Source organism: Corynebacterium sp. MC3, from assembly GCF_900099485.1.
Taxonomy (GTDB): Bacteria; Actinomycetota; Actinomycetes; order Mycobacteriales; family Mycobacteriaceae; genus Corynebacterium; species Corynebacterium pseudogenitalium.
Window position 1 is genome coordinate 440,257 of sequence record NZ_LT622815.1, and the last position, 20,517, is coordinate 460,773.

Below are 20,517 nucleotides of genomic sequence, written 5' to 3' on the forward strand. Positions count from 1 at the left end.
CAGAAAGTCAGATTAGCTGAGCTTCTTCTGAACCTTCTTTACCAGCTTGTTCGCGCGCTTTTCGGCCTTCTTAGCCTTACGCTTCCACTTCCACTGCTTGCACTTTGACGGCGCAACATCCAAGTTGTCGAAGGCATCCTGCAGGGAGTCAACCGCGTCCTGGGCACGGTCCTGCAGCTTCGCGGTGCTCTTCTTTACCTTGCGCTTTGCCTTGAACTGGTCCAACTTGCTTGGCTCGAGGCTCTCCAGCTTGTCCTGGAGATCCCCAACAACGCTGTTGACCTTGCGCTTTGCCTTGAACTGCTGGAGTTTGCTTGGCTTCAAGTCCTTGTAGGTGTCTTGAGCGCTATCGGAAACATCCTCCATCCAGTCACCCGCATCAGAGAGGAACGAGGAGGTTTGCTTGCGCGCATCCTGCCAGAAGCCCTCAGCTGCGTCAGATGCCTGGTCCGCAAACTTAGAGGCCTGCTTCTTCCAGTCATCCTTGTTGTTATCGACGTAGTCGACCACTTGATCTGCAGTATCGGACAGCCAGTTACTTGCTTTACCCAGAGCCTTTTCGGTCTCAGACTGGGTAGGCAGTGCCTGCTGTACGTTCTTCTTCGCGGTGCGGGCAGCCTGCTGGGCGCGCCACTGCAGCCCTGGCTTGCCAGCAATGTCCACAGTCGCGAGGAGCACACCACCGGCGAGAGCGACATCGGTCAGCGCGCCAGTCTGACGACGCTGCTTCTCATTCGCCTCGTCAGCCTCCCAGAAGGCATTACGGCCGATAATCGACGGGATTGCAGTCGCAGCGAGCAGTGCAGCGGAAGTGCGTGGCAGCTTGCCAATGGCGAAGAGGCTGCCTGCACCTGCTTTAATGCCACCAACGACCTGAGCGGCCGTCTTCGGGTTGCTCGGGATCAGACCACGGTACTCGCTCGGAACGGCACCGCGGACCTTATCTAAAAGCGCCTTCGTGCTTTCTTTATTGGCATTTGGGTCACGCAGCGTCTGAACACCGTCAACGATGTAGACGGACGCGAGCATTGGCCTTGCGAGTTTTCGAATCATAAATGCATTCCTCTTTTCTTTTCGCAACGTACCGGTCGCTGTATATACGTTCTATGTGACGTCCGACATTCGGATTACGCTTTTACCAGCGACGGTTCCACCAAACATCTAAATCTGGACGCTCTGTACCAAGCGTAGTGGATTTACCATGGCCCGGCCACACAATTGTCTCATCCGGATATGCGTCGAAGAGTTTTTCTTTGACATCGCGGAAGAGTCGCACGAAGTCGCCTTCGGAATTTGTTTTCCCAAGCCCACCAGGGAAAAGGGAATCACCGACAAAGAGGTTAGGCACCCCCTTGAGGTCGGCGTGCACGGCTGCGCCACCTGGGGTATGTCCACGCAGAATTACCACTGGGAGCTCGTGGCCTGCGAACGAAATCGAGTCGCCGTCGTGGAGTTCGCGGTCGACAGGAGCAGGCAGGGCAGGTACCTCGAGGAACGGTGCCCAGTGTGTAGCGCCCGTTGCTTCCAGGACTGCAGCCAATGCACGCACGTGATCGTGGTGGCGATGCGTCGTTAATACATCCGTGATCTTGACTCCGGCCAGTTCGGCCATGGCGAGGATAGCCGGCGCGTCGTCAGCGGCGTCGATTAGCAGGCCCTGGTCATCTGCGCAGAGGAGATAGCAGTTGTTGTCCATCGAGCCGACGGAAACTTGGTGCAGTGTTATTTGGGGCAGTGGAGTTGATCCTGAATTCATGGTGCCTACCCTAGTCAATTCTTTCTTCGCCAGAACAGTGATTACCGAAGTGGTATACGCTGGTATGTTCGGAACAAAATGAACCGATCTTCTGGAAGAGGTATCTAGGTGGCTGACCGTCTTGTTGTACGTGGAGCAAGAGAACACAACCTGAAGGGCGTCGATGTGTCTCTGCCGAGGGACAAGATGGCCGTATTTACAGGCCTGTCTGGATCGGGTAAGTCCTCGCTGGCATTCGATACGATCTTTGCGGAGGGACAGCGTCGATACGTTGAGTCCCTTTCGTCGTATGCTCGGATGTTCTTAGGACAGATGGATAAGCCCGATGTCGATTACATTGACGGACTATCGCCCGCGGTATCAATCGACCAAAAATCGACGAACCGTAACCCCCGTTCGACTGTAGGTACCATCACCGAAATCTACGATTACCTTCGCCTGCTCTATTCGCGGGCTGGCACTCCTCATTGTCCAGAGTGCGACGCTGTGATTGAACGGCAGACGCCGCAACAAATTGTGGACCGCGTGCTGGGGATGGAGGAGCGCCTCAAGTTCCAAGTCCTTGCCCCGGTAGTACGAAAGCGTAAAGGCGAGTTCGTTGACTTGTTTAAGGATCTCGCCGCTCAGGGTTACTCTCGAGTGAGCGTGGACGGCGAGTTGTACCAGCTCAGCGATCCACCGAAGCTTGAGAAGCAGGTCAAACACACGATTTCGGTGGTAGTGGACCGCCTTCAAGTGAAGCAAAGCCAAAAGCAGCGTCTCACCGACTCAGTGGAGACAGCACTCAAACTTGCCGACGGCCTCGTTGGCTTCGAATTCGTTGACTTCGATGAGGGCAACCCTGATCGGATCCAGATCTTCTCTGAAAAGATGGCGTGCCCGAACGGGCACAAACTTAACGTTGAGGAGTACGAGCCGCGCGCGTTCTCGTTTAACTCACCGTTTGGTGCCTGTCCAACGTGTGATGGTCTCGGGACGCAGAAGAAGATTGACGAAGAACTCGTTATTCCAGATCCAGACGCACCAGCAATTGATGCTTTCCAGCCATGGAACTCCAGCCCGAACAAGCGATACTTCGTCAAGTTGATTGAAGCGTTAGCAAAAGAGGAGGGCTTTGATGCTCACGCTCCGTTCAGCTCGCTGACGAAAACGCAGCAGAAGCATTTGGTAAATGGTTCCAAAACCAAGATCAGCGTGCGGTACAAGAACCGCTACGGCAGGCAGCGGTCATTCAGCGCAGCTTATGAAGGCGTCATTGGGTACCTGGAGCGTAAGCTCGAGCAGGCCGAAAGCGATACCCAGAAAGACCGACTGCTTGCTTATACGCGAGAGGTACCGTGTCCTTCGTGCAAGGGCGCTAGGTTGAAGCCCGAGATTCTCGCCGTTCGCCTCGACTCAACAACGCATGGTGAACGCTCCATCGCCGGGCTTACGGAACTGAGCATTGAGGATGCGTCCGAATACCTTGATAATTTGGTACTTGGTTACCGTGAGGAAATGATCGCGGGTGCGGTACTTCGAGAGATCCAAGCTCGGCTGCACTTTCTCTTGGACGTAGGACTGAGTTACCTCTCGCTCGCTCGGTCAGCCGGCACCCTGTCGGGCGGTGAAGCGCAGCGCATCCGTCTGGCCACGCAAATTGGGTCTGGCCTTGCCGGTGTACTGTACGTGCTTGATGAGCCGTCAATCGGTTTGCATCAACGGGATAACCAGAGGCTGATTAAGACTCTGAAGAAACTTCGCGACCTTGGGAACACGCTGGTTGTGGTTGAACACGATGAGGAAACGATCCGTGAGGCTGATTGGTTGGTAGACATCGGGCCGCTCGCCGGAGAATACGGCGGGGAAGTGGTCTACCAGGGAGAACCCGACGGTATCCGTGAAGTAGAGAACTCCATTACCGGAGACTACCTTGCGGGCAGGAAAAAGATTGAGGTCCCGGATCAGCGTCGACCGGTAGACGCAGACCGCAAGCTGAGAGTTGAGGGCGCGCGAGAGAACAACCTCAAGAACGTATCAGTGGATATTCCACTGGGAGTGTTGGTAGCTGTTACTGGGGTATCTGGGTCTGGCAAGTCTACGCTGGTAAACCAGATTCTGGCTAAGACTCTCCAGAATGAGCTCAATGGAGCTCGACAAGTCCCGGGACGGGTAAAGAAAGTCAGTGGCCTTGACCATCTAGATAAACTTGTCCAAGTCGACCAGAGTCCCATCGGACGTACACCACGATCAAACCCTGCGACATATACAGGGGTGTTTGACAAGATCCGCAACCTATTCGCGGAAACACAAGAGTCAAAGGTTCGTGGCTACAAGGCTGGCCGATTCTCGTTCAATGTCAAAGGCGGGCGCTGTGAAGCGTGCCGTGGTGATGGCACTATCAAGATTGAGATGAACTTCCTACCGGATGTATACGTCCCGTGTGAGGTGTGCCAGGGAGCACGATACAACCGTGAAACCCTCGAAGTGCGCTATAAGGGTAAGAACATTGCCGAAGTTCTCGATATGCCGATTTCTGAAGCAGCTGAGTTCTTCGAGCCAATTCAGTCAATCCATCGATACCTCAACACGCTTGTAGAGGTCGGCCTGGGCTATGTACGTCTTGGGCAGGCTGCGACAACGCTATCCGGTGGTGAGGCACAGCGGGTGAAGCTGGCGGCAGAATTGCAGAAGCGAACTAACGGCCGAACAATTTACATCCTCGACGAGCCCACTACGGGGCTGCACTTCGAAGACATTCGTAAGCTCATGCTTGTGCTGAATGGCCTGGTGGAAAAGGGCAACACTGTGTTGGTGATCGAACACAACCTGGACGTTATCAAGTCGGCGGACTGGGTGATTGACATGGGGCCTGAGGGGGGATCAGGCGGTGGAACGGTGGTCGCGCAGGGAACGCCAGAAGACGTAGCACGTAATGGCAAGTCTCATACAGGTGCTTTCTTGAAGGAGATATTGCAATAGATCCAGCTTGAATGCATGATTTGCTTGAATAAACTTCATGTATTAAAGTTCTCACCACTACCGCCCAGAGCATTCTTTACAAAGGTGCCTGGGCCACAAGTGGAGTGAATCCCACCCCATGCCGGTCGATAGTGATCAGGATACGGGTCAAGGTAGCCAAAGCATTTTTTGGTTGCCTACGGAAAGCTCCCGCGTTATTAGTAATAGCGCGGGTTTTGTGCTTTTGCGCAGAATCACTGGTGGTCTGGTAGCGATCACACATTGGTTTCTATGTTTTAGGAGTTCTCATCAGCGCTGAAGCTCGGATTAACGATCGTATCCGCGTCCCGGAAGTCCGCTTGGTCGGCCCGTCCGGCGAGCAGGTAGGGATCGTCCGTACCGACGATGCTCGGAAACTGGCTTACGAGGCCGATCTTGACCTCGTCGAAGTTGCGCCAAAGGCGAAGCCGCCCGTGGCGAAGATCATGGACTACGGCAAATACAAGTATGAGCAGGATCAGAAGGCTCGCGAGGCCCGCAAGAACCAGCAGCAGACCGTAGTGAAGGAACAGAAGTTCCGTCCTAAGATCGATGAGCACGACTACCAGACGAAGAAAAACAATGTGGAGCGCTTCCTAGAGAAGGGCAACAAGGTCAAAGTCACCATCATGTTCCGTGGCCGCGAGCAATCGCGCCCAGAACTCGGCTACCGCCTCCTCGAGCGTCTTGCAGACGACATTCAAGAGGTTGGTGTCGTGGAGTCCCGTCCGAAGCAGGACGGGCGAAACATGACGATGGTATTCGGACCTGCTCGCAAGGGCAAAAAGTAGATCAAGTTTTCAACTCTGAAGGGCTTTCAACATGAAGCAGAAGACCCACAAGGGCACCGCAAAGCGCATCAAGGTTAACGGCAAGGGCAAGCTGCGTCGTGAGCAGGCTGGTAAGCGCCACCTGAACGAGAAGCTGTCTTCGAAGCGTCGTCGCAAGCTCTCGGGTACCACCGACGTAGCTAAGAACGACGTGAAGCGCATGAAGCGCCTCCTCGGCATGTCCTAAGCACTGCCCAAGTTAAAACAACCGGTGAACGAAAGAAAAGGAAGTATTGACTCATGGCACGTGTCAAGCGTTCAGTTAATGCCAAGAAGAAGCGTCGCGCGATTCTGAAGTCCGCAAAGGGCTACCGTGGCCAGCGCTCCCGCCTGTACCGTAAGGCAAAAGAACAGTGGCTGCACTCCCAGACCTACGCCTACCGCGATCGTCGTAAGCGCAAGGGTGAGTTCCGTAAGCTGTGGATCCAGCGTATCAACGCCGCGGCCCGTATGAACGACATCACTTACAACCGTCTCATTCACGGCTTGAAGCTCGCAGAGGTCGAGGTTGACCGCAAGATCCTCGCGGAGCTCGCAGTGAACGACTTTGCAGCCTTCTCCGCTATCTGCGAGATCGCTAAGAAGGCCTTGCCAGCTGACGTAAATGCGCCAGTTGATGCAGCATAAGTTGCCTAGAACGTTGAACTAGGACGGAGCCCGTCGGCAAGCGTGAACGCTTGGCGGCGGGTTTTTACATTCAGGAGTAGGAAATTTCGTGGCCCTTGACTTTTCACAGCCCTTCACCGAACGAACCCCGCGAGTCGTGAATGCAGCGAAGCTGCTCCGCGCAAAAGGACGCAAGAAAGCAAACCGCTTTCTGGTGGAAGGGGTGAACAGTGTCGAGGCTGCCGTAGCTACGGGCGCGGCTACTGACCTCTTCGTGACAGAACATGCGTCACAAGCCTTTGCTGACGTTGTGACTACCGCAGAATATATGGATGTATATGTTCATGCCATTACAGATATCGCAGCGAAGCACTTGAGCGACACTGTAAACACCACTGGTATTTTTGCTGTTTGCAAGCCAGTGTTGTGGTCAGTCGGGGCAGCTCTTCGAGGTAAGCCTTCTTTTGTTGTGGTCGGGATTGATACTAACGATCCGGGTAACGCAGGCACGATGATTCGCATTGCTGACGTGTGCGGGGCGGATGCTGTCATATTTGCCGGCGACTGTGTCGATCCTGAGTCGGGCAAGGCTGTGCGGGCCTCAGCAGGTTCGTTGTTTCACTTACCTGTGGCACGCGAGCGCAATACCCAGGACGTCCTTGGCCAGCTAAAAGCAGCAGGGCTTCAGACAGTGGCGACGACTATCGACGGCGAGGTATCCCTTGAGAAAACAAGTGATCTGCTTTCTGCCCCGATTGCTTGGCTGTTCGGAAACGAAGCACACGGATTGCCAACAGCTATTGCAGATCGTGCTGATGTACGGGTATCAATCCCGATTCAGGGATCTGCAGAGTCGCTGAACCTTGCAACAGCGTCAGCAATGTGTCTTTGGGAAACTGCCAAAGCAAAGATGGCGCAACAAGAGCTTTAGTTATATGTGTCGTGTCTGAAGCGACAGGTATGCTTAGTTTCGTTTTAACGGCTTTACAACCTTTACTACAAAGCGTAATCGGAAGGACCGAGTGTGTCGGAAAATAGTGGAATCGAATTGTCAGAAGAGAAACTCAATGCGGCAGCAGAAGCTGCAATTTCGGATTTTGAAGCAGCTGCAGACCTGCAGGCGTTAGAAGAGGCTCACAAGCAGCACTTGGGCGACCAAGCCTACATCCCTCAGGCTCGGCGTGCACTCGGTTCGTTGCCAAAGCAAGACCGTAAAGACGCTGGTAGGGCAGTGAATGTGGCCCGAGGCCGTGTAGAGAAGGCGTATGTCAAACTTCACGCGGTGCGTGAAGCCGAGTACCGCGAGGCTCAATTGAAAGCAGAGGCTGTCGACGTAACTCTACCGACACGTCGTTCTCAGCTGGGCGCGATGCACCCCATCACAACGTTGAGTGAGCAGATCGCAGATATCTTTATCGGCATGGGGTGGGAGATCGCCGAAGGGCCAGAAATCGAAGCCGAATACTTTAATTTTGATGCACTGAACTTCATTCCGGATCACCCGGCGAGGACGCTGCAGGACACCTTTTACGTTGGTAAACCTGGTTCCCGCCAGGTGATGCGCACGCATACTTCGCCTGTCCAGGTTCGAACGATGCTTGACCGTGATGTGCCTGTGTACATTGCTTGCCCTGGCAGGGTATTCCGCACCGATGAACTTGACGCAACGCACACCCCAGTTTTCCACCAGATTGAGGGTCTTGCCGTCGATAAAGGCCTGACTATGGCTCATTTGCGTGGCACACTCGACCACCTTGCGAAGACGCTGTTCGGGCCAGAGACGAAGACGCGTATGCGTACCAATTACTTCCCCTTCACCGAGCCATCTGCTGAGGTAGACGTTTGGTTCCCAAATAAAAAGGGTGGTGCTGGCTGGATCGAGTGGGGTGGCTGCGGCATGGTGAACCCGAACGTGCTTCGCGCAGTAGGCATTGATCCGGATGAGTACTCAGGCTTTGCGTTCGGGATGGGCCTTGAACGTACTCTCCAGTTCCGTAACGGCTTGTCAGACATGCGTGACATGGTCGAAGGCGATATCCGTTTCACCGTCCCATTTGGTGTGCAGGCTTAAAGGAGTTAATGACATGCTGATTTCAAAAAATTTCCTCACCACCCTTCTGCAACAGGCGGGCAATACTGGTTGGTCTGTCACTGACGAAGAGATGGACGCAGGCTTCGTTCGCGTCGGTTTTGAGACTGAAGGCTACGCCCCGATTGAAAAAACCGAGGGTCCCCTAGTGCTCGGCAAGGTCCTTGAAATTGAAGAGCTCACCGAGTTCAAGAAGCCGATTCGTTACTGCCAGGTTGACGTGGGACAGGCGAATGGCACGGGTGAGCCGCAGGGCATTATTTGCGGTGCACGTAACTTTACTGTTGGCGACACGGTAGTTGTCGCGCTTCCGGGGTGCGTTCTTCCGGGTAATTTCGCTATTTCTGCGAGAAAGACTTACGGGCATATCTCTAACGGGATGATGGCGTCAGCGGCGGAGCTCGGTCTGACCGCGAAGAGTGCTGGCATCATTACTCTTAGCGATGAAATCGGCGCCCCTGGCACTGATGCGCGGGAAGTTCTGGATCTCGACGACACTATCTTCGAAGTGAACGTCACTCCGGATCGTGGTTACGCTTTGTCGGCGCGTGGCCTAATGCGAGAGCTTGCGTCGGCATTCGACATCGCTTTTGTCGACCCAGCTCAGCAGCCTGACATCGCCGGCATCGATATTTCTGCAGTTCCTGCGCCAGCAGGTTCCCTTCTCGACGTCACCGTAGAGCCGGACACCGCTACGAAGCGCTTCGGGCTGCGAAAGGTGGAAGGCATCGACCCCGAAGCGGCGTCGCCGTTTTGGATGCAGCGCGAGCTCATGCTCAGCGGCATCCGTCCAGTGAACGGCGCAACCGATGTTACGAACTTCGTAATGTTGCTGCTCGGTCAGCCGATGCACGCCTTTGACGCAGATACAATCTCTGGCGCGCTTCGCATCCATAATGCGGAAGAGGGCACTGAATTCGAAACACTGGATCATACAATGCGAACCCTTCGCGCTTCCGATGTAGTCATTTCTGATGACTCTGGAATTCAGTCTCTGGCTGGTGTCATGGGTGGCACGACCTCAGAAATTTCGGAAACCACGAAGAATGTTTACTTCGAAGCAGCAACTTGGGATGAACTTACGGTTGCGCGTACTGCTCGTCACCACAAACTGAGCTCAGAAGCCTCCCGTCGATTTGAGCGTGGAGTCGATCCGGCACTGGTGGAGGTAGCGTTGGATGTAGCTTGTGAGCTGCTGACGAGCTTTGCCGGGGGCAAGGTTGCAGCAGGTCGTACGTTGGTGGGTGAGGTGCATCAGCGAACTGAGATCTCTATGGCGAAAACGTTCCCATCGGCATTGATCGGCGTCAAGTACTCTGAAGAGACCATTTCTCAGCGGCTACATGAAGTCGGGTGCGGCGTTGAAGAAAGTGGTGGCAATTTCATTGTGACGCCACCTTCCTGGCGGAATGACCTTACGGTCCCAGTAGAGCTTGTAGAAGAGATTGTTCGGCTCGAAGGGCTTGACGCTATTCCATCGATTCTTCCGACGCCGAAGGGGGGACGTGGCCTGACTGCAACGCAAAAGCGTCGTCGTGCAGTGACGCATGCTCTTGCGTACTCAGGTTACGCAGAGATTATTCCTACACCGTTTATGGCCACGGGTCTTTTCGACGCCTGGGGCCTGAGCAAGGACGATGCCCGCCGCGCAACCGTGTCTGTTCAGAATCCTCTGGATAGCGACTACGCCGTACTCGCTACGACACTCTTGCCCGCAATGCTCGAGGCAGTAGCGAAAAATGCGGCCCGCGGTCAGCATGACGTGTCGATTTACTCAGTTGCACAGGTAGCTATCGGCGGGGAAGCTGAAACACCAATGCCAAGCGTTGATCACCGCCCGGACGAAGAGACCCTGGCAGCAGTGGTGAACTCATTGCCGAAGCAGCCGCTGCATGTTGCAACTCTTGGCGTCGGAGATGCCGAAGTAGAGGGGCCTTGGGGCGATTCGCGAATGTACTCGTGGGCTGATGCTGTTGAATCTGCGCAGATAGTGGCGCGGACAGCCGGGATAGAGCTCGAGGTCCGGGCAGCAGACTACCTACCATGGCATCCGGGACGCTGCGCAGAGTTGCTGGTCGACGGCCAAGTTGTTGGTCACGCAGGTGAACTACACCCGCAGATTCTGGAAGAATGTGGCTTACCTGCACGAGTTTGCGCAATGGAGATGGACCTTTCGGCATTGCCACAGAGTGCTCACCTGCCCGCTCCGAAGCTGTCTGCGTACCCGGCAGTTCACCAGGACCTTGCATTGGTCGTGGACGACTCGACACCGGCCGAAAGCGTGCGAAAGACCGTAGCAGAACACGCCGGGCCGTTATTGGAAAATGTAACGCTGTTTGACGTCTATCGTTCTGAGTCCCTCGGCGAAGGCAAGAAGTCGCTCGCATTTGGACTCTTGTTCCGTGCGGATGACCGAACGCTCACTGAAGACGAAGCGTCGGAAGGGCGTTTAGCTGCGGCTGAGGCAGCGAAACAGGAATTTAATGCCACGATGAGGGCGTAGGTTACTTTTGCTGCTGACAGGCAGGACATCGCAGTGAGCGGCGTCCTGCCTGCTGTCGTTTTAGGAATGCATGTATCTTGAATCGGCACGAGCTTGCCATTTGTCTGGCAGGATGGGACTCCGTAGCCACAAGCGTCTACACCCGTAAAGGAGCCATAAAACCATGCCACAACAGACCATTCTCACCCCTAAGGGATTTGTGGCTGCAGGTCTTCACGCGGGAATACGCGAAGGCGAGGGGCGTGATCTGGCGCTCATTGTTAATCAGGGACCTGCTTGGAACGCAGCAGCGGTGTTTCCAGATAGTCGGGTCTGCGCCTCGCCTGTTCGAGCTACGCGCGAAGTTATGCGCTCGCATGCTGTGAACGCAGTTGTTTTAACATCAGGCAACGCTAATGCGTTCAACGGTTCAACGGGGGATGCGGACACTCGTGAGATTCAGAAGCGCGTATCCCAAGAGATTGGAGTCCCAGAAGACCGGGTCGCAGTCTGCGCGAAGGGACAGTTCGCAGTGCCTTTGCCAATGGAGCGTGTGAAAACTGGGTTAGCCAAACTCGCCACGGATCTGGGAGATACCCCTGCGCACGCTGAATCGGCTGCGGCCGCAATAGCGTCAACCCAAGGAACGATCAATCAAGCAGGCGTGAGCTGTGGAGCTTGGAGTGTCGGGGGCATTTCCCAGGGGGCTGGAAATTCACAGGAAACACTAGACACAGTACTGGGGTGCCTCACCACAGATGCGCTTGTACCGGCCTTTTCACTCGAAAAGGCATTGCGACGGGCTATGGAAACTACGTTTAATACGCTTGATCGATCTACAGCCCCGCTAACGAACGATACGGTGTTGTTGCTCGCATCTGGTGCGAGCCAGGTCACCCCCAACCAAACTCAGTTGGATGAGGCAGTGCTTGCGGTTTGCGAGGCATTGGTGGAGCAGCTTTTGGTCAACCAGGGAAGCGCGACCAAGAAATTGACGCTTGCCGTAGCTGGCGCTGCAAATGATGAAGAGGCACGCATCGCAGCACAAGCCGTAGCATGTGACGGACGTTTTCGAGAGTCGCTACTCAGTGGTGCTCCGGACTGGCCACGCGCACTCGCGATTGCGGGGAAGACAAAAGTGTGCCTAGATGCTGAGGCACTGGAGATCAACGTCAATGGAACACAGCTCTGCCAGGGAATCACTCCGCTCTTGACAAGCCGGGTGCTTGACTACGACGAACACGTGACTATTACGCTGGATCTAGGAACTCGTGGCGTCGGTACAGCAACAGTGCGGACGCTTTTGGAGCCTATGTAAGGGGAAAGTGGGCGTCGAAAAGCGAACGTCCAGGAGGCTTTGAAAATACAATAGGGGAGACGTCCGCATATTTTGCAGCAATCATAACGCAGAAATAGGAAGTAAACAGCATGGTGAACTCAGTTCGGCACTTTTTCGCAGACGATGACTTGACGCCAGAGGAACAAGCGCAAGTGCTCACGCTTGCCGCAGAGATGAAAAAGAACCCTTATGCGCACCGACCTCTCGAAGGGCCGAAGTCTGTTGCGGTACTTTTCGACAAGACCTCCACGCGCACGCGGTTCTCCTTCGATACAGGGATTGCACAGCTGGGTGGGCACGCGATTGTTGTCGAAACTCAGAATGCACAAATGGGCAAGGGTGAGTCCTACCAAGATACGGCGGCGGTGCTTTCGCGATACGTCGAAGCAATCGTTTGGAGGACGTATGCCCACGACAATTTGCTCCAGATGGCGGAGACATCACAGGTTCCGATTGTTAACGCGCTTTCCGATGACCTGCACCCGTGCCAAATTCTTGCGGATCTGCAAACAATCGTCGAAACCTTTTGTCCTGAGCAGGGGCCGGCGGGACTCCACGGCCTGAAAGCTGTGTATTTGGGAGATGGCGCTAACAATATGGCCAACTCCTACATGATTGGGTTCGCAACTGCGGGGGTAGACATCGCGATCATCGCGCCTCCGGAGTTTCATCCGGAGCAGCGGTTTGTGGACCGTGCGCGTGATCGTGCAAGCCAGACAGGTGCGACAGTCACGGTTACCAGCGATGTTGCTGCGGTAGCTGGAGCAGACGTGGTTATCACGGATACTTGGGTGTCAATGGGCATGGAGGGAGATGGAAAAGATCGACGCACTCCGTTCTTGCCATACCAAGTAAATAGTGGAATTATGCAAATGGCCGGTAATAATGCGATATTTCTTCACTGCCTACCGGCGTATCGTGAAAACGAAGTGACCGCAGAAGTAATCGATGGGCCGCAGTCGCGAGTCTTCGATGAAGCTGAAAATCGTCTTCACGCCCAAAAGGCGTTGTTGACCTGGTTGTTGGAGCACCAATAATGACCCAAACTGTCTCAAGAACTGCGCGACAAGCTCGGATTCTGGAGATACTTGTGAGCACGCGAGTGTCTTCTCGGATCCAGCTTTCCGAGCTTTTGCAAGACGAGGGTATCGAGATTACGCAGGCAACCCTGTCCCGTGATCTTGATGAGCTGGGAGCAAAGAAAGTGCGGCCAAGCGACGGAGGCCGTGCATATTACACGGTGAACTCCGATGCCGAGGCTTTTGATGCCTTGCATACAGGCCCACGTGAGAAACTTCGTCGAATGATCGAGGAACTCGTCGTCTCTGTTGACCATTCTGCGAATATGGCTGTACTGCGAACTCCACCTGGAGCTGCACAATATCTGGCTAGCTATATAGACAGAGTCGGTTTGGAGCAGGTAGTAGGCTGTATCGCTGGTGACGATACGATTTTTGTTCTCGCCCGAGATCCGCTTAAGGGCGGTGACCTAGCCCAGCAGGTATTTGGACGCAATACAAAGGCGTAAGTGACGCCGAAGCAAGCACAAACCCCGCGCTAGGTATACTATGTACCGCAGTGCAGAATATGATCTAGAAACACAAGGAGCTTTGATCCATGACTAACCGTGTTGTACTCGCATACTCAGGCGGGCTCGATACCTCTGTTGCGATTTCCTACCTCGGCGAAATGCTTAATGGCGAAGTCATTGCAGTAGCACTCGACCTTGGCCAGGGCGGCGAAGATATGGAGTCCGTACGTCAGCGCGCATTAGATTGCGGTGCTGTGGAATCCATCGTTATCGATGCGAAAGATGAATTTGCTGAGGACTACTGCCTGCCAACCATCAAGGCGAACGGTATGTACATGGGTGAGTACCCGTTGGTGTCAGCAATTTCCCGCCCGTTGATCGTAAAGCACCTTGTGAAGGCCGCACAGGAGCACGGTGGCACTCACGTATCACACGGTTGCACCGGTAAAGGCAATGACCAGGTTCGTTTTGAGGTTGGATTCCTGAACCAGGACCCAGATCTGGAAATTGTTGCGCCTGCTCGCGATTTTGCGTGGACACGCGATAAGGCGATTGCGTACGCAGAAGGAAAGGACCTGCCAATTGAGCAGTCGGCAGCTTCGCCATTCTCGATTGACCAAAACGTTTGGGGGCGCGCGGTAGAGACAGGCTTTTTGGAGGACCTCTGGAACGCGCCGACGAAGGATCTATACGCTTACACGGAAAGCCCTTCGATGGGCAATGCGCCTGACGAAGTCATTATCTCGTTCGAGGGAGGCAAGCCGGTTGCAATCGACGGCCGCCCGGTAACGATGTTGGAAGCAATCGAAGAGATGAACCGTCGCGCTGGTGCGCAGGGCATCGGTCGTCTGGATATGGTCGAAGACCGCTTGGTTGGCATTAAGTCCCGTGAGATTTACGAAGCGCCAGGCGCGGTCGCTCTGATTACGGCGCACAAGGCGCTCGAGGACGTTACGATTGAGCGCGAGCTGGCTCGCTACAAGCGACTTATCGACGCGCGCTGGTCGGAGGAAGTGTACGACGGTCTTTGGTTCGGTCCGCTCAAGCGCTCCCTGGATGCGTTCATCGAGTCGACACAGGAGCACGTCACTGGGGACATCCGCATGGAAATGCATGCAGGTAAGGCAGTGGTCAATGGCCGCCGCTCCAACCACTCCCTGTACGACTTCAACCTCGCAACGTACGACACAGGCGACACTTTCGACCAGACCTACGCTAAGGGCTTCGTCCGTTTGCATGGTTTGTCATCGCAGATCGCGAACAAGCGCGATCGCGAAGCGAAATAGCAGGGAGCTTTGGAAGTTATGCAGCAGCATAAGACGAATGAAGGCGCGCTGTGGGGCGGTCGGTTTTCTGGCGGCCCTTCTGAGGCGATGTTCGCGCTGAGCGTATCGACGCACTTCGATTGGGTGCTTGCGCCTTATGATGTATTGGCATCGAAAGCTCACGCAAAAGTCTTGCACCGTGCAGGACTTCTTTCGGACGAAGACCTGAAGACCATGCTCGAGGGGCTTGAGCAACTCGGCGCAGACGTTGCAAGTGGTGCGTTTGTTCCCGAACCGACGGACGAAGATGTTCACGGCGCAATGGAGCGCGGCCTGATCGACCGAGTAGGTCCTGAGGTAGGAGGGCGCCTGCGTGCAGGGCGCTCGCGGAATGACCAGGTGGCAACGATGTTCCGGATGTGGGTTCGTGATGCCCTGCGCGGTGTTGCTCTGCACATTACGGATCTCATCGATGCTCTCGTTGCACAGGCGGCTGCACATCCCGATATCATCATGCCGGGTAAGACCCACTTCCAGGCTGCGCAGCCTATTTTGCTCGCACACTCGTTGCTCGCTCACGCACACCCGCTGTTGCGTGACTTGGAGCGGATTCAGGATGCGGACAAGCGGTTGGCTGTGTCGCCGTACGGCTCTGGCGCTTTGGCGGGTTCTTCGTTGCACCTAGACCCGGAGGCGATTGCGGAAGAACTTGGCTTCTATGAAGCAACCGACAACTCACTGGACGGCACAGCTTCGCGTGATTTCGCAGCCGAAGCGGCCTACGTTCTAGCCCAGATTGCAGTGGATGTGTCCCGCTTTGCGGAAGAGATTATCGCCTGGTCGACGCCAGAGTTCGGTTACGTCACGTTGGACGACGCATGGTCGACTGGTTCTTCGATCATGCCGCAAAAAAAGAACCCAGACGTTGCGGAGCTTGCCCGAGGCAAGTCAGGTAGGTTAATCGGCAACCTTACCGGATTGATGGCCACTCTTAAGGCGCAGCCTCTCGCGTATAACCGCGATTTGCAAGAAGACAAGGAGCCGGTAATCGATTCCGTAAACCAGCTCAACATTCTTCTGCCAGCGTTTACCGGGTTGGTCTCGACTCTCAAGTTCCATGGTGATCGAATGCGTGAGATTGCACCTGCGGGATTCACGCTTGCTACCGATTTGGCAGAGTGGATGGTTCGCCAGGGTGTGCCATTCCGAGAGGCGCACGAAGCTTCCGGAGCATGCGTACGCATCGCGGAGTCCCGAGGCATCAACCTTATTGACTTGACAGATGAGGAGCTCGCGAGCGTAGACCCTCGACTTAACGCAGGTGTCCGTGACGTGCTCACGATTGAGGGTGCTGTGAGCTCGCGCGATACACGCGGTGGAACCGCCGGCCCACGGGTAGAAGAACAGCGTGTACGCGTAGCGGAGGCAAATAGGAAGTATCGAGCGTGGGCAGAGAAGCCTGTGCGGGGTTAAAATCGGTACCGCATTTGCGACGCCCACCTTTCGGTGGGCGTTTCCACTTTTTGTAGTGGTGGCGTCGATAAGTGACTAACAAGGGTGAGGTAAGCTCAACTGCATGAGTCTTGATCCCAAACTTCTCGACGTACTGGTGTGCCCGCAAGACAAAGGGCCGCTTGAGTATAAGGAAGACGAACAGTTGCTGGTGAATGAACGCATTGGTGTCGCGTATCGGATCGACGATGGTATCCCAGTCCTGCTAATCGACGAAGCAGTTCCCTATACAAACACCCACAAGTAACGACGCTGGGAAGACGACTCTCTGAAAGGAATTTCATGACTAACGCAAACATTATCGACGAACTCGAGTGGCGTGGCCTGATCAATCAGCACACGGATCTGGAGGCGTTGCGTGAAGAAACGCAGAAGCCTATCACGTTGTACTGTGGCTTCGACCCGACTGGCCCTTCACTACATGCAGGTCACCTGGTGCCGCTGCTGATGCTGCGCAGGTTCCAACTCGCTGGACACCGGCCAATTGTGCTAGCAGGTGGTGCTACCGGCAAGATAGGCGACCCGCGTGACGTGGGCGAGCGCACGATGAATTCCGATGACACTGTGGCAGATTGGGCCGAGCGAATTGGAGGTCAGCTGTCAAAGTTCGTCGATTTTGACGGTGAGAACGGTGCGCTGCTGCTGAATAATAATGATTGGATTAAGGACTGGAAGGTCATCGAGTTCCTTCGGGACGTCGGCAAGCATTTTTCGCTCTCCACAATGCTGAGTCGTGATACCGTGAAGCGTCGCCTGGAAAACGACGGGATATCTTTTACCGAGTTCTCGTACATGCTGTTGCAGGCACATGACTTTGTACAGTTGCGTCGTACGCACAATTGTGTGCTGCAGGTTGGTGGTGGCGACCAGTGGGGCAACCTGGTTGCTGGTGTTGATCTGAACCGACGCATGGATTCGGAGCGCGTGCATGCGTTAACCGTTCCGCTTGTGACGGACTCCGAGGGCAAGAAGTTTGGCAAGTCCACCGGCGGTGGTTCGTTGTGGCTTGACCCAGAAATGACCAGCCCGTACACCTGGTACCAGTACTTTGTTAATGCGGCGGACGCCGATGTGATCCGGTACCTGCGGTGGTTCACGTTTCTCGATAAGGAAGAGCTGGATGCTCTTGCCGTCGAGGTCGAAGAGCGACCATTTAAGCGAGAGGCACAGAAGCGGTTGGCGCAAGAGATGACAGATCTCGTCCATGGCCGCGAAGCTCGTGAGGCGGTTGAGTTAGCGTCCCAGGCGCTATTCGGTAAAGCAGATCTGACTGATCTCGATGAGCGTACCTTGGCCAGCGCTGTTGCCGAGACGAATGTGTTCGAGGTCGCGGCTGGAGCTGAAGTCAGCATCGTGGACATGCTGGTCGGCTCCGGCTTGGCCGACTCGAAGGGTGCTGCCCGTAGATCGCTGAAGGAAGGCGGCATTTACGCCAACAACGAGCGTGTCACGGATGAGAATTGGGTTCCATCCGTGGATGGTTTTCTGCATGGAACCTGGCTCGTGCTGCGTCGTGGTAAGAAGACATTCGCAGGCGTGAAGCGCAGCTAGGCGCAGGTGACAGCATCTGAAAGCAACGCGGTGGTAGGGCAGAAGCCTATGCCACCGCGTTAAGTCTTTCCATGATGGTTGCTGCGATGCCCTCGGAAGTGTCATCGATATCCACAGCGAAACCCAGCTCGTCCGGTTGGAGCGATTCAAGCGTATCTAGCTGGGAATCCAACATTGAAGCAGGCATGAAGTGATCCGTACGGTGGCTCAGTCGTTTCAGCAGTAGCTCACGTGGCCCGTCTAGGTGCACAAATATAAGGGGTACGTCGGCTAGTCGGAGCTTGTCGCGATAAATGCGTTTCAGCGCTGAACATGTAACGACGGTTCGCTTTCCAGCACTGTCTTGCTTTTGAAGCCAGTTCGAGAGTTTCTCAAGCCACGGCCAGCGGTCCTCGTCGGTGAGAGGTTGGCCCTTACTCATCTTTTCGACGTTTTCCGCCGGATGAAACTCATCAGCCTCGACGAGTTCAAAGCCGGATCTCTGCGCAAGAATCTCGGCGATGGTGGTCTTTCCGCTTCCGCACACGCCCATAAGGATGAGGTGCGCCGGGGGTAGCTTCTCTGCTTCATGCATGTTCTTCCCTCCTTGATGCTTCACGAGTGGGGGTAGCTAAAGAAAGCGTCGCCCTGACATTGATGCAGTGCACGATCGCCCACTGAAGTATGTGTATTCTAACGCTATAGCCAGTTTTCCGTATTGACGCCCCGTAGATCAGTGCGTCGATACGGCCTTGAAGCCTCGCTTGAGAAGAGACAGGATAGCTCATGGAAACTTGGGAACAGACGTTGTCGGCCGGCCCCTTAATGGGGATCGCTGCGGTCGGCATTGCCCTCATTCTTTTGCTCATTATTCAGTTCAGGGTCCATGCGTTCGTCACGCTGATTCTTGTGTCTGTCTTGACCGCTATCGCGGCAGGCATTCCAACAGGAGAACTGTATGACGTTGTGATGGGCGGCTTCCGATCCACACTTGGCGACGTCGGTATTCTTGTCGGTTTGGGCGCGATGCTTGGCAAACTTATTGAGTACTCCGGTGGCGCTAGAGTCCTCGCCAACACGATGATCGATAGGTTCGGCGAGCGGCGAGCGCCGATGGCGCTTGGTGTGGCCTCGCTCTTGCTTGGCTTCCCAATGTTTTTCGACGCCGGCCTCGTTGTCATGCTGCCGATCATTTTCGCAGTTGCCGCTCGTATCGGTGGACCAATCTTGCTCTACGCAATTCCGACGGTTGCTGCATTCTCTGTCATGCACGTCTTCGTGCCTCCGCATCCAGGACCAGTCGCTGCTTCGACATTCTTCGACACAAACCTTGGTCTGCTGATCGTTTTTGGCTTGATTGTTGCAGTTCCAACGTTTTATGTTTCGGGCCTTTTGTGGGGTAAGTATTGCGCAAAGAAGTTCCCGTTTACGTCAGTAGCAAACGCCGTTTTCAACTCGGACGACAGCGATATTAAGTCATTACCGAAAACAGGCACTGTCATTACGATTCTGCTGCTCCCGATGCTGTTGATATTCCTGAACACGGGTGTCGACTTTGCGACGAAATCTGGCGCAATTACAGGTGACGAAACCTGGGCGCAGGCGTTCACATTCCTTGGAAAGTCCGGTATTGCGCTGTTGATTTCGGTTCTCGTCGCGCTTCCAGTGCTCGGGACCTCACGTGGGGTGAAGGGTTCGGCGCTGGAAAAACTCGTCGATTCGGCGTTAGGGCCAATTGCATCCGTTGTGTTCATTACTGGTGCCGGTGGCATGTACGGCGGAGTTCTTCGTGCGTCTGGTATCGGCGATGCCATCGCGGATCTCATGCAAGGACTAGGAATTCCAGTCATCCTCGCTGTGTACTTGGTAGCGGTGATCATGCGCGTTGCGCAGGGATCTGCAACTGTAGCGCTGACAACCACGGCCGGATTGATGGCTCCAGCAGTACTGGCTGGCGGCTACTCGGAAATTCAGATCGTCGCAATTACATTGGCGTGTGCGGCCGGTTCGGTTTGCTGCTCTCTAGTGAACGACTCCGGCTTCTGGCTTGTGGGCCGTCTTTTTGGGATGGACGTCAAGACCACACTGAAAACTTGGACGCTGCAGCAGACCATAGAATCCGTGGCGGCATTCCTAATCACGCTTCTGATCTTTGTCCTTTTCTAACTCCTTGAGAAGGCGTTAGGGGAACGCAATCTGATCCGTTAGCGCCTTCTCAATAAACTACTTCTACCAGCCAATTTGTGTTGTTGTTGGTGTGTGTGTAACTTTATGTGAGTCAGCGAGACCGACAACGCCCCGCCAGACAGGCTCTGAAGAGAGTGGTTTGGTGAGATGGCGGTTAGGAAAACTACCGCTGGCCGACATAATGAAATAGGTTCTGTGATGCGGCGCGTGTTTGCGTTGTTGAGAATGTTTTGTTAGTGTCAATCTTCGTCGCTTTGAATGCGCCACTGTGTTTTGTGGTGTGTTTGGGTGTGCGGTTGTTGTTTGAGAACTCGATAGTGTGCCAATGTACTTTTTATTTTTTTGATTGCATTGACTTTTGGTTGCGTGCTGTGTGCCATGTTTTGGTGTGTGCCGGCGGTGATGCTTGAA

The 20,517-nt window shown here is 54.8% G+C and carries 18 protein-coding genes; 15 read left to right on the plus strand and 3 right to left on the minus strand.

Translation table 11 applies throughout. From position 1 onward, the window contains the following. Window positions 1-12: 12 nt before the first annotated feature. Both BQ4436_RS08870 and BQ4436_RS08875 read right to left on the minus strand, forming a co-directional pair. Entirely contained in the window at window positions 13-1,053 is a 1,041-nt protein-coding gene (locus tag BQ4436_RS08870; protein ID WP_070976430.1) for a DoxX family membrane protein, read from the minus strand. Window positions 1,054-1,135: 82 nt separating this feature from the next. Then, window positions 1,136-1,756, minus strand: a complete 621-nt coding sequence (locus BQ4436_RS08875; protein WP_070976431.1) for an MBL fold metallo-hydrolase — start codon at window positions 1,754-1,756, stop codon at window positions 1,136-1,138. A gap of 108 nt (window positions 1,757-1,864) precedes the next feature. Between BQ4436_RS08875 and uvrA the strand changes: the two genes are divergently transcribed. From uvrA to tyrS, 14 genes are all read left to right on the plus strand, one after another. Next, complete coding sequence (gene uvrA / locus BQ4436_RS08880; protein WP_070479112.1) at window positions 1,865-4,717, plus strand: excinuclease ABC subunit UvrA; 2,853 nt, start codon at window positions 1,865-1,867, stop codon at window positions 4,715-4,717. Window positions 4,718-4,977: 260 nt separating this feature from the next. Continuing rightward, on the plus strand, window positions 4,978-5,526 hold the full coding sequence (infC, locus tag BQ4436_RS08885) for a translation initiation factor IF-3 (protein WP_083290943.1): 549 nt from the start codon (window positions 4,978-4,980) through the stop codon (window positions 5,524-5,526). Window positions 5,527-5,557: 31 nt separating this feature from the next. After that, window positions 5,558-5,752 (plus strand): 50S ribosomal protein L35, encoded by a 195-nt coding sequence (gene rpmI, locus BQ4436_RS08890; protein ID WP_070362525.1) that lies wholly within the window; start codon window positions 5,558-5,560, stop codon window positions 5,750-5,752. 53 nt (window positions 5,753-5,805) lie between these two features. Next, a complete protein-coding gene (gene rplT / locus BQ4436_RS08895; protein ID WP_070362524.1) occupies window positions 5,806-6,192 on the plus strand; it encodes a 50S ribosomal protein L20 in 387 nt (128 codons plus the stop codon). 88 nt (window positions 6,193-6,280) lie between these two features. Continuing rightward, the gene (locus tag BQ4436_RS08900) at window positions 6,281-7,102 is read left to right on the plus strand and encodes a TrmH family RNA methyltransferase (protein WP_070362523.1); all 822 of its coding nucleotides are present in this window, start codon (window positions 6,281-6,283) and stop codon (window positions 7,100-7,102) included. A gap of 111 nt (window positions 7,103-7,213) precedes the next feature. Then, window positions 7,214-8,242, plus strand: coding sequence for a phenylalanine--tRNA ligase subunit alpha (pheS, locus tag BQ4436_RS08905; RefSeq protein ID WP_369822062.1), 1,029 nt, complete (start codon window positions 7,214-7,216; stop codon window positions 8,240-8,242). A gap of 13 nt (window positions 8,243-8,255) precedes the next feature. After that, complete coding sequence (gene pheT / locus BQ4436_RS08910) at window positions 8,256-10,763, plus strand: phenylalanine--tRNA ligase subunit beta (protein WP_070976434.1); 2,508 nt, start codon at window positions 8,256-8,258, stop codon at window positions 10,761-10,763. 163 nt (window positions 10,764-10,926) lie between these two features. Then, complete coding sequence (locus BQ4436_RS08915) at window positions 10,927-12,060, plus strand: bifunctional ornithine acetyltransferase/N-acetylglutamate synthase (protein WP_070976435.1); 1,134 nt, start codon at window positions 10,927-10,929, stop codon at window positions 12,058-12,060. Window positions 12,061-12,170: 110 nt separating this feature from the next. After that, window positions 12,171-13,118, plus strand: a complete 948-nt coding sequence (argF, locus tag BQ4436_RS08920; RefSeq protein ID WP_070362519.1) for an ornithine carbamoyltransferase — start codon at window positions 12,171-12,173, stop codon at window positions 13,116-13,118. Next, window positions 13,118-13,609 carry an arginine repressor gene (locus BQ4436_RS08925; protein WP_070976436.1) on the plus strand — a complete coding sequence of 164 codons (492 nt, stop codon included), beginning with the start codon at window positions 13,118-13,120 and terminating at the stop codon, window positions 13,607-13,609. The genes argF and BQ4436_RS08925 overlap by 1 nt, the downstream gene beginning before the upstream one ends. Before the next feature lie 89 nt (window positions 13,610-13,698). Next, entirely contained in the window at window positions 13,699-14,898 is a 1,200-nt protein-coding gene (locus BQ4436_RS08930) for an argininosuccinate synthase (RefSeq protein WP_070479104.1), read from the plus strand. 18 nt (window positions 14,899-14,916) lie between these two features. Further along, window positions 14,917-16,350 carry an argininosuccinate lyase gene (gene argH / locus BQ4436_RS08935; protein ID WP_070976437.1) on the plus strand — a complete coding sequence of 478 codons (1,434 nt, stop codon included), beginning with the start codon at window positions 14,917-14,919 and terminating at the stop codon, window positions 16,348-16,350. A gap of 103 nt (window positions 16,351-16,453) precedes the next feature. Beyond that, window positions 16,454-16,636: a Trm112 family protein gene (locus BQ4436_RS08940; RefSeq protein WP_070362515.1), complete on the plus strand. Its 183-nt coding sequence runs from the start codon at window positions 16,454-16,456 to the stop codon at window positions 16,634-16,636. A gap of 35 nt (window positions 16,637-16,671) precedes the next feature. Beyond that, the gene (tyrS, locus tag BQ4436_RS08945) at window positions 16,672-17,940 is read left to right on the plus strand and encodes a tyrosine--tRNA ligase (RefSeq protein WP_070976438.1); all 1,269 of its coding nucleotides are present in this window, start codon (window positions 16,672-16,674) and stop codon (window positions 17,938-17,940) included. A 46-nt stretch (window positions 17,941-17,986) separates the two neighbouring features. On the opposite strand, the gene BQ4436_RS08950 is transcribed toward tyrS, so the two are convergent. Beyond that, window positions 17,987-18,514, minus strand: a complete 528-nt coding sequence (locus BQ4436_RS08950; RefSeq protein WP_070976439.1) for a gluconokinase — start codon at window positions 18,512-18,514, stop codon at window positions 17,987-17,989. A gap of 191 nt (window positions 18,515-18,705) precedes the next feature. Between BQ4436_RS08950 and BQ4436_RS08955 the strand changes: the two genes are divergently transcribed. Beyond that, entirely contained in the window at window positions 18,706-20,085 is a 1,380-nt protein-coding gene (locus tag BQ4436_RS08955) for a GntP family permease (protein WP_070976441.1), read from the plus strand. Window positions 20,086-20,517: the final 432 nt, after the last annotated feature.

Excerpts from the sequence above, each read along its gene's own strand:
- tyrS (WP_070976438.1), top strand. The coding sequence starts at position 16,672 with ATGACTAACGCAAACATTATCGACGAACTCGAGTGGCGTGGCCTGATC.
- BQ4436_RS08870 (WP_070976430.1), bottom strand. The coding sequence starts at position 1,053 with ATGATTCGAAAACTCGCAAGGCCAATGCTCGCGTCCGTCTACATCGTT.
- BQ4436_RS08955 (WP_070976441.1), top strand. The coding sequence starts at position 18,706 with ATGGAAACTTGGGAACAGACGTTGTCGGCCGGCCCCTTAATGGGGATC.
- pheT (WP_070976434.1), top strand. The coding sequence starts at position 8,256 with ATGCTGATTTCAAAAAATTTCCTCACCACCCTTCTGCAACAGGCGGGC.
- argF (WP_070362519.1), top strand. The coding sequence starts at position 12,171 with ATGGTGAACTCAGTTCGGCACTTTTTCGCAGACGATGACTTGACGCCA.
- BQ4436_RS08950 (WP_070976439.1), bottom strand. The coding sequence starts at position 18,514 with ATGCATGAAGCAGAGAAGCTACCCCCGGCGCACCTCATCCTTATGGGC.
- BQ4436_RS08940 (WP_070362515.1), top strand. The coding sequence starts at position 16,454 with ATGAGTCTTGATCCCAAACTTCTCGACGTACTGGTGTGCCCGCAAGAC.
- rplT (WP_070362524.1), top strand. The coding sequence starts at position 5,806 with ATGGCACGTGTCAAGCGTTCAGTTAATGCCAAGAAGAAGCGTCGCGCG.
- BQ4436_RS08915 (WP_070976435.1), top strand. The coding sequence starts at position 10,927 with ATGCCACAACAGACCATTCTCACCCCTAAGGGATTTGTGGCTGCAGGT.
- BQ4436_RS08875 (WP_070976431.1), bottom strand. The coding sequence starts at position 1,756 with ATGAATTCAGGATCAACTCCACTGCCCCAAATAACACTGCACCAAGTT.
- argH (WP_070976437.1), top strand. The coding sequence starts at position 14,917 with ATGCAGCAGCATAAGACGAATGAAGGCGCGCTGTGGGGCGGTCGGTTT.
- rpmI (WP_070362525.1), top strand. The coding sequence starts at position 5,558 with ATGAAGCAGAAGACCCACAAGGGCACCGCAAAGCGCATCAAGGTTAAC.
- BQ4436_RS08925 (WP_070976436.1), top strand. The coding sequence starts at position 13,118 with ATGACCCAAACTGTCTCAAGAACTGCGCGACAAGCTCGGATTCTGGAG.
- BQ4436_RS08930 (WP_070479104.1), top strand. The coding sequence starts at position 13,699 with ATGACTAACCGTGTTGTACTCGCATACTCAGGCGGGCTCGATACCTCT.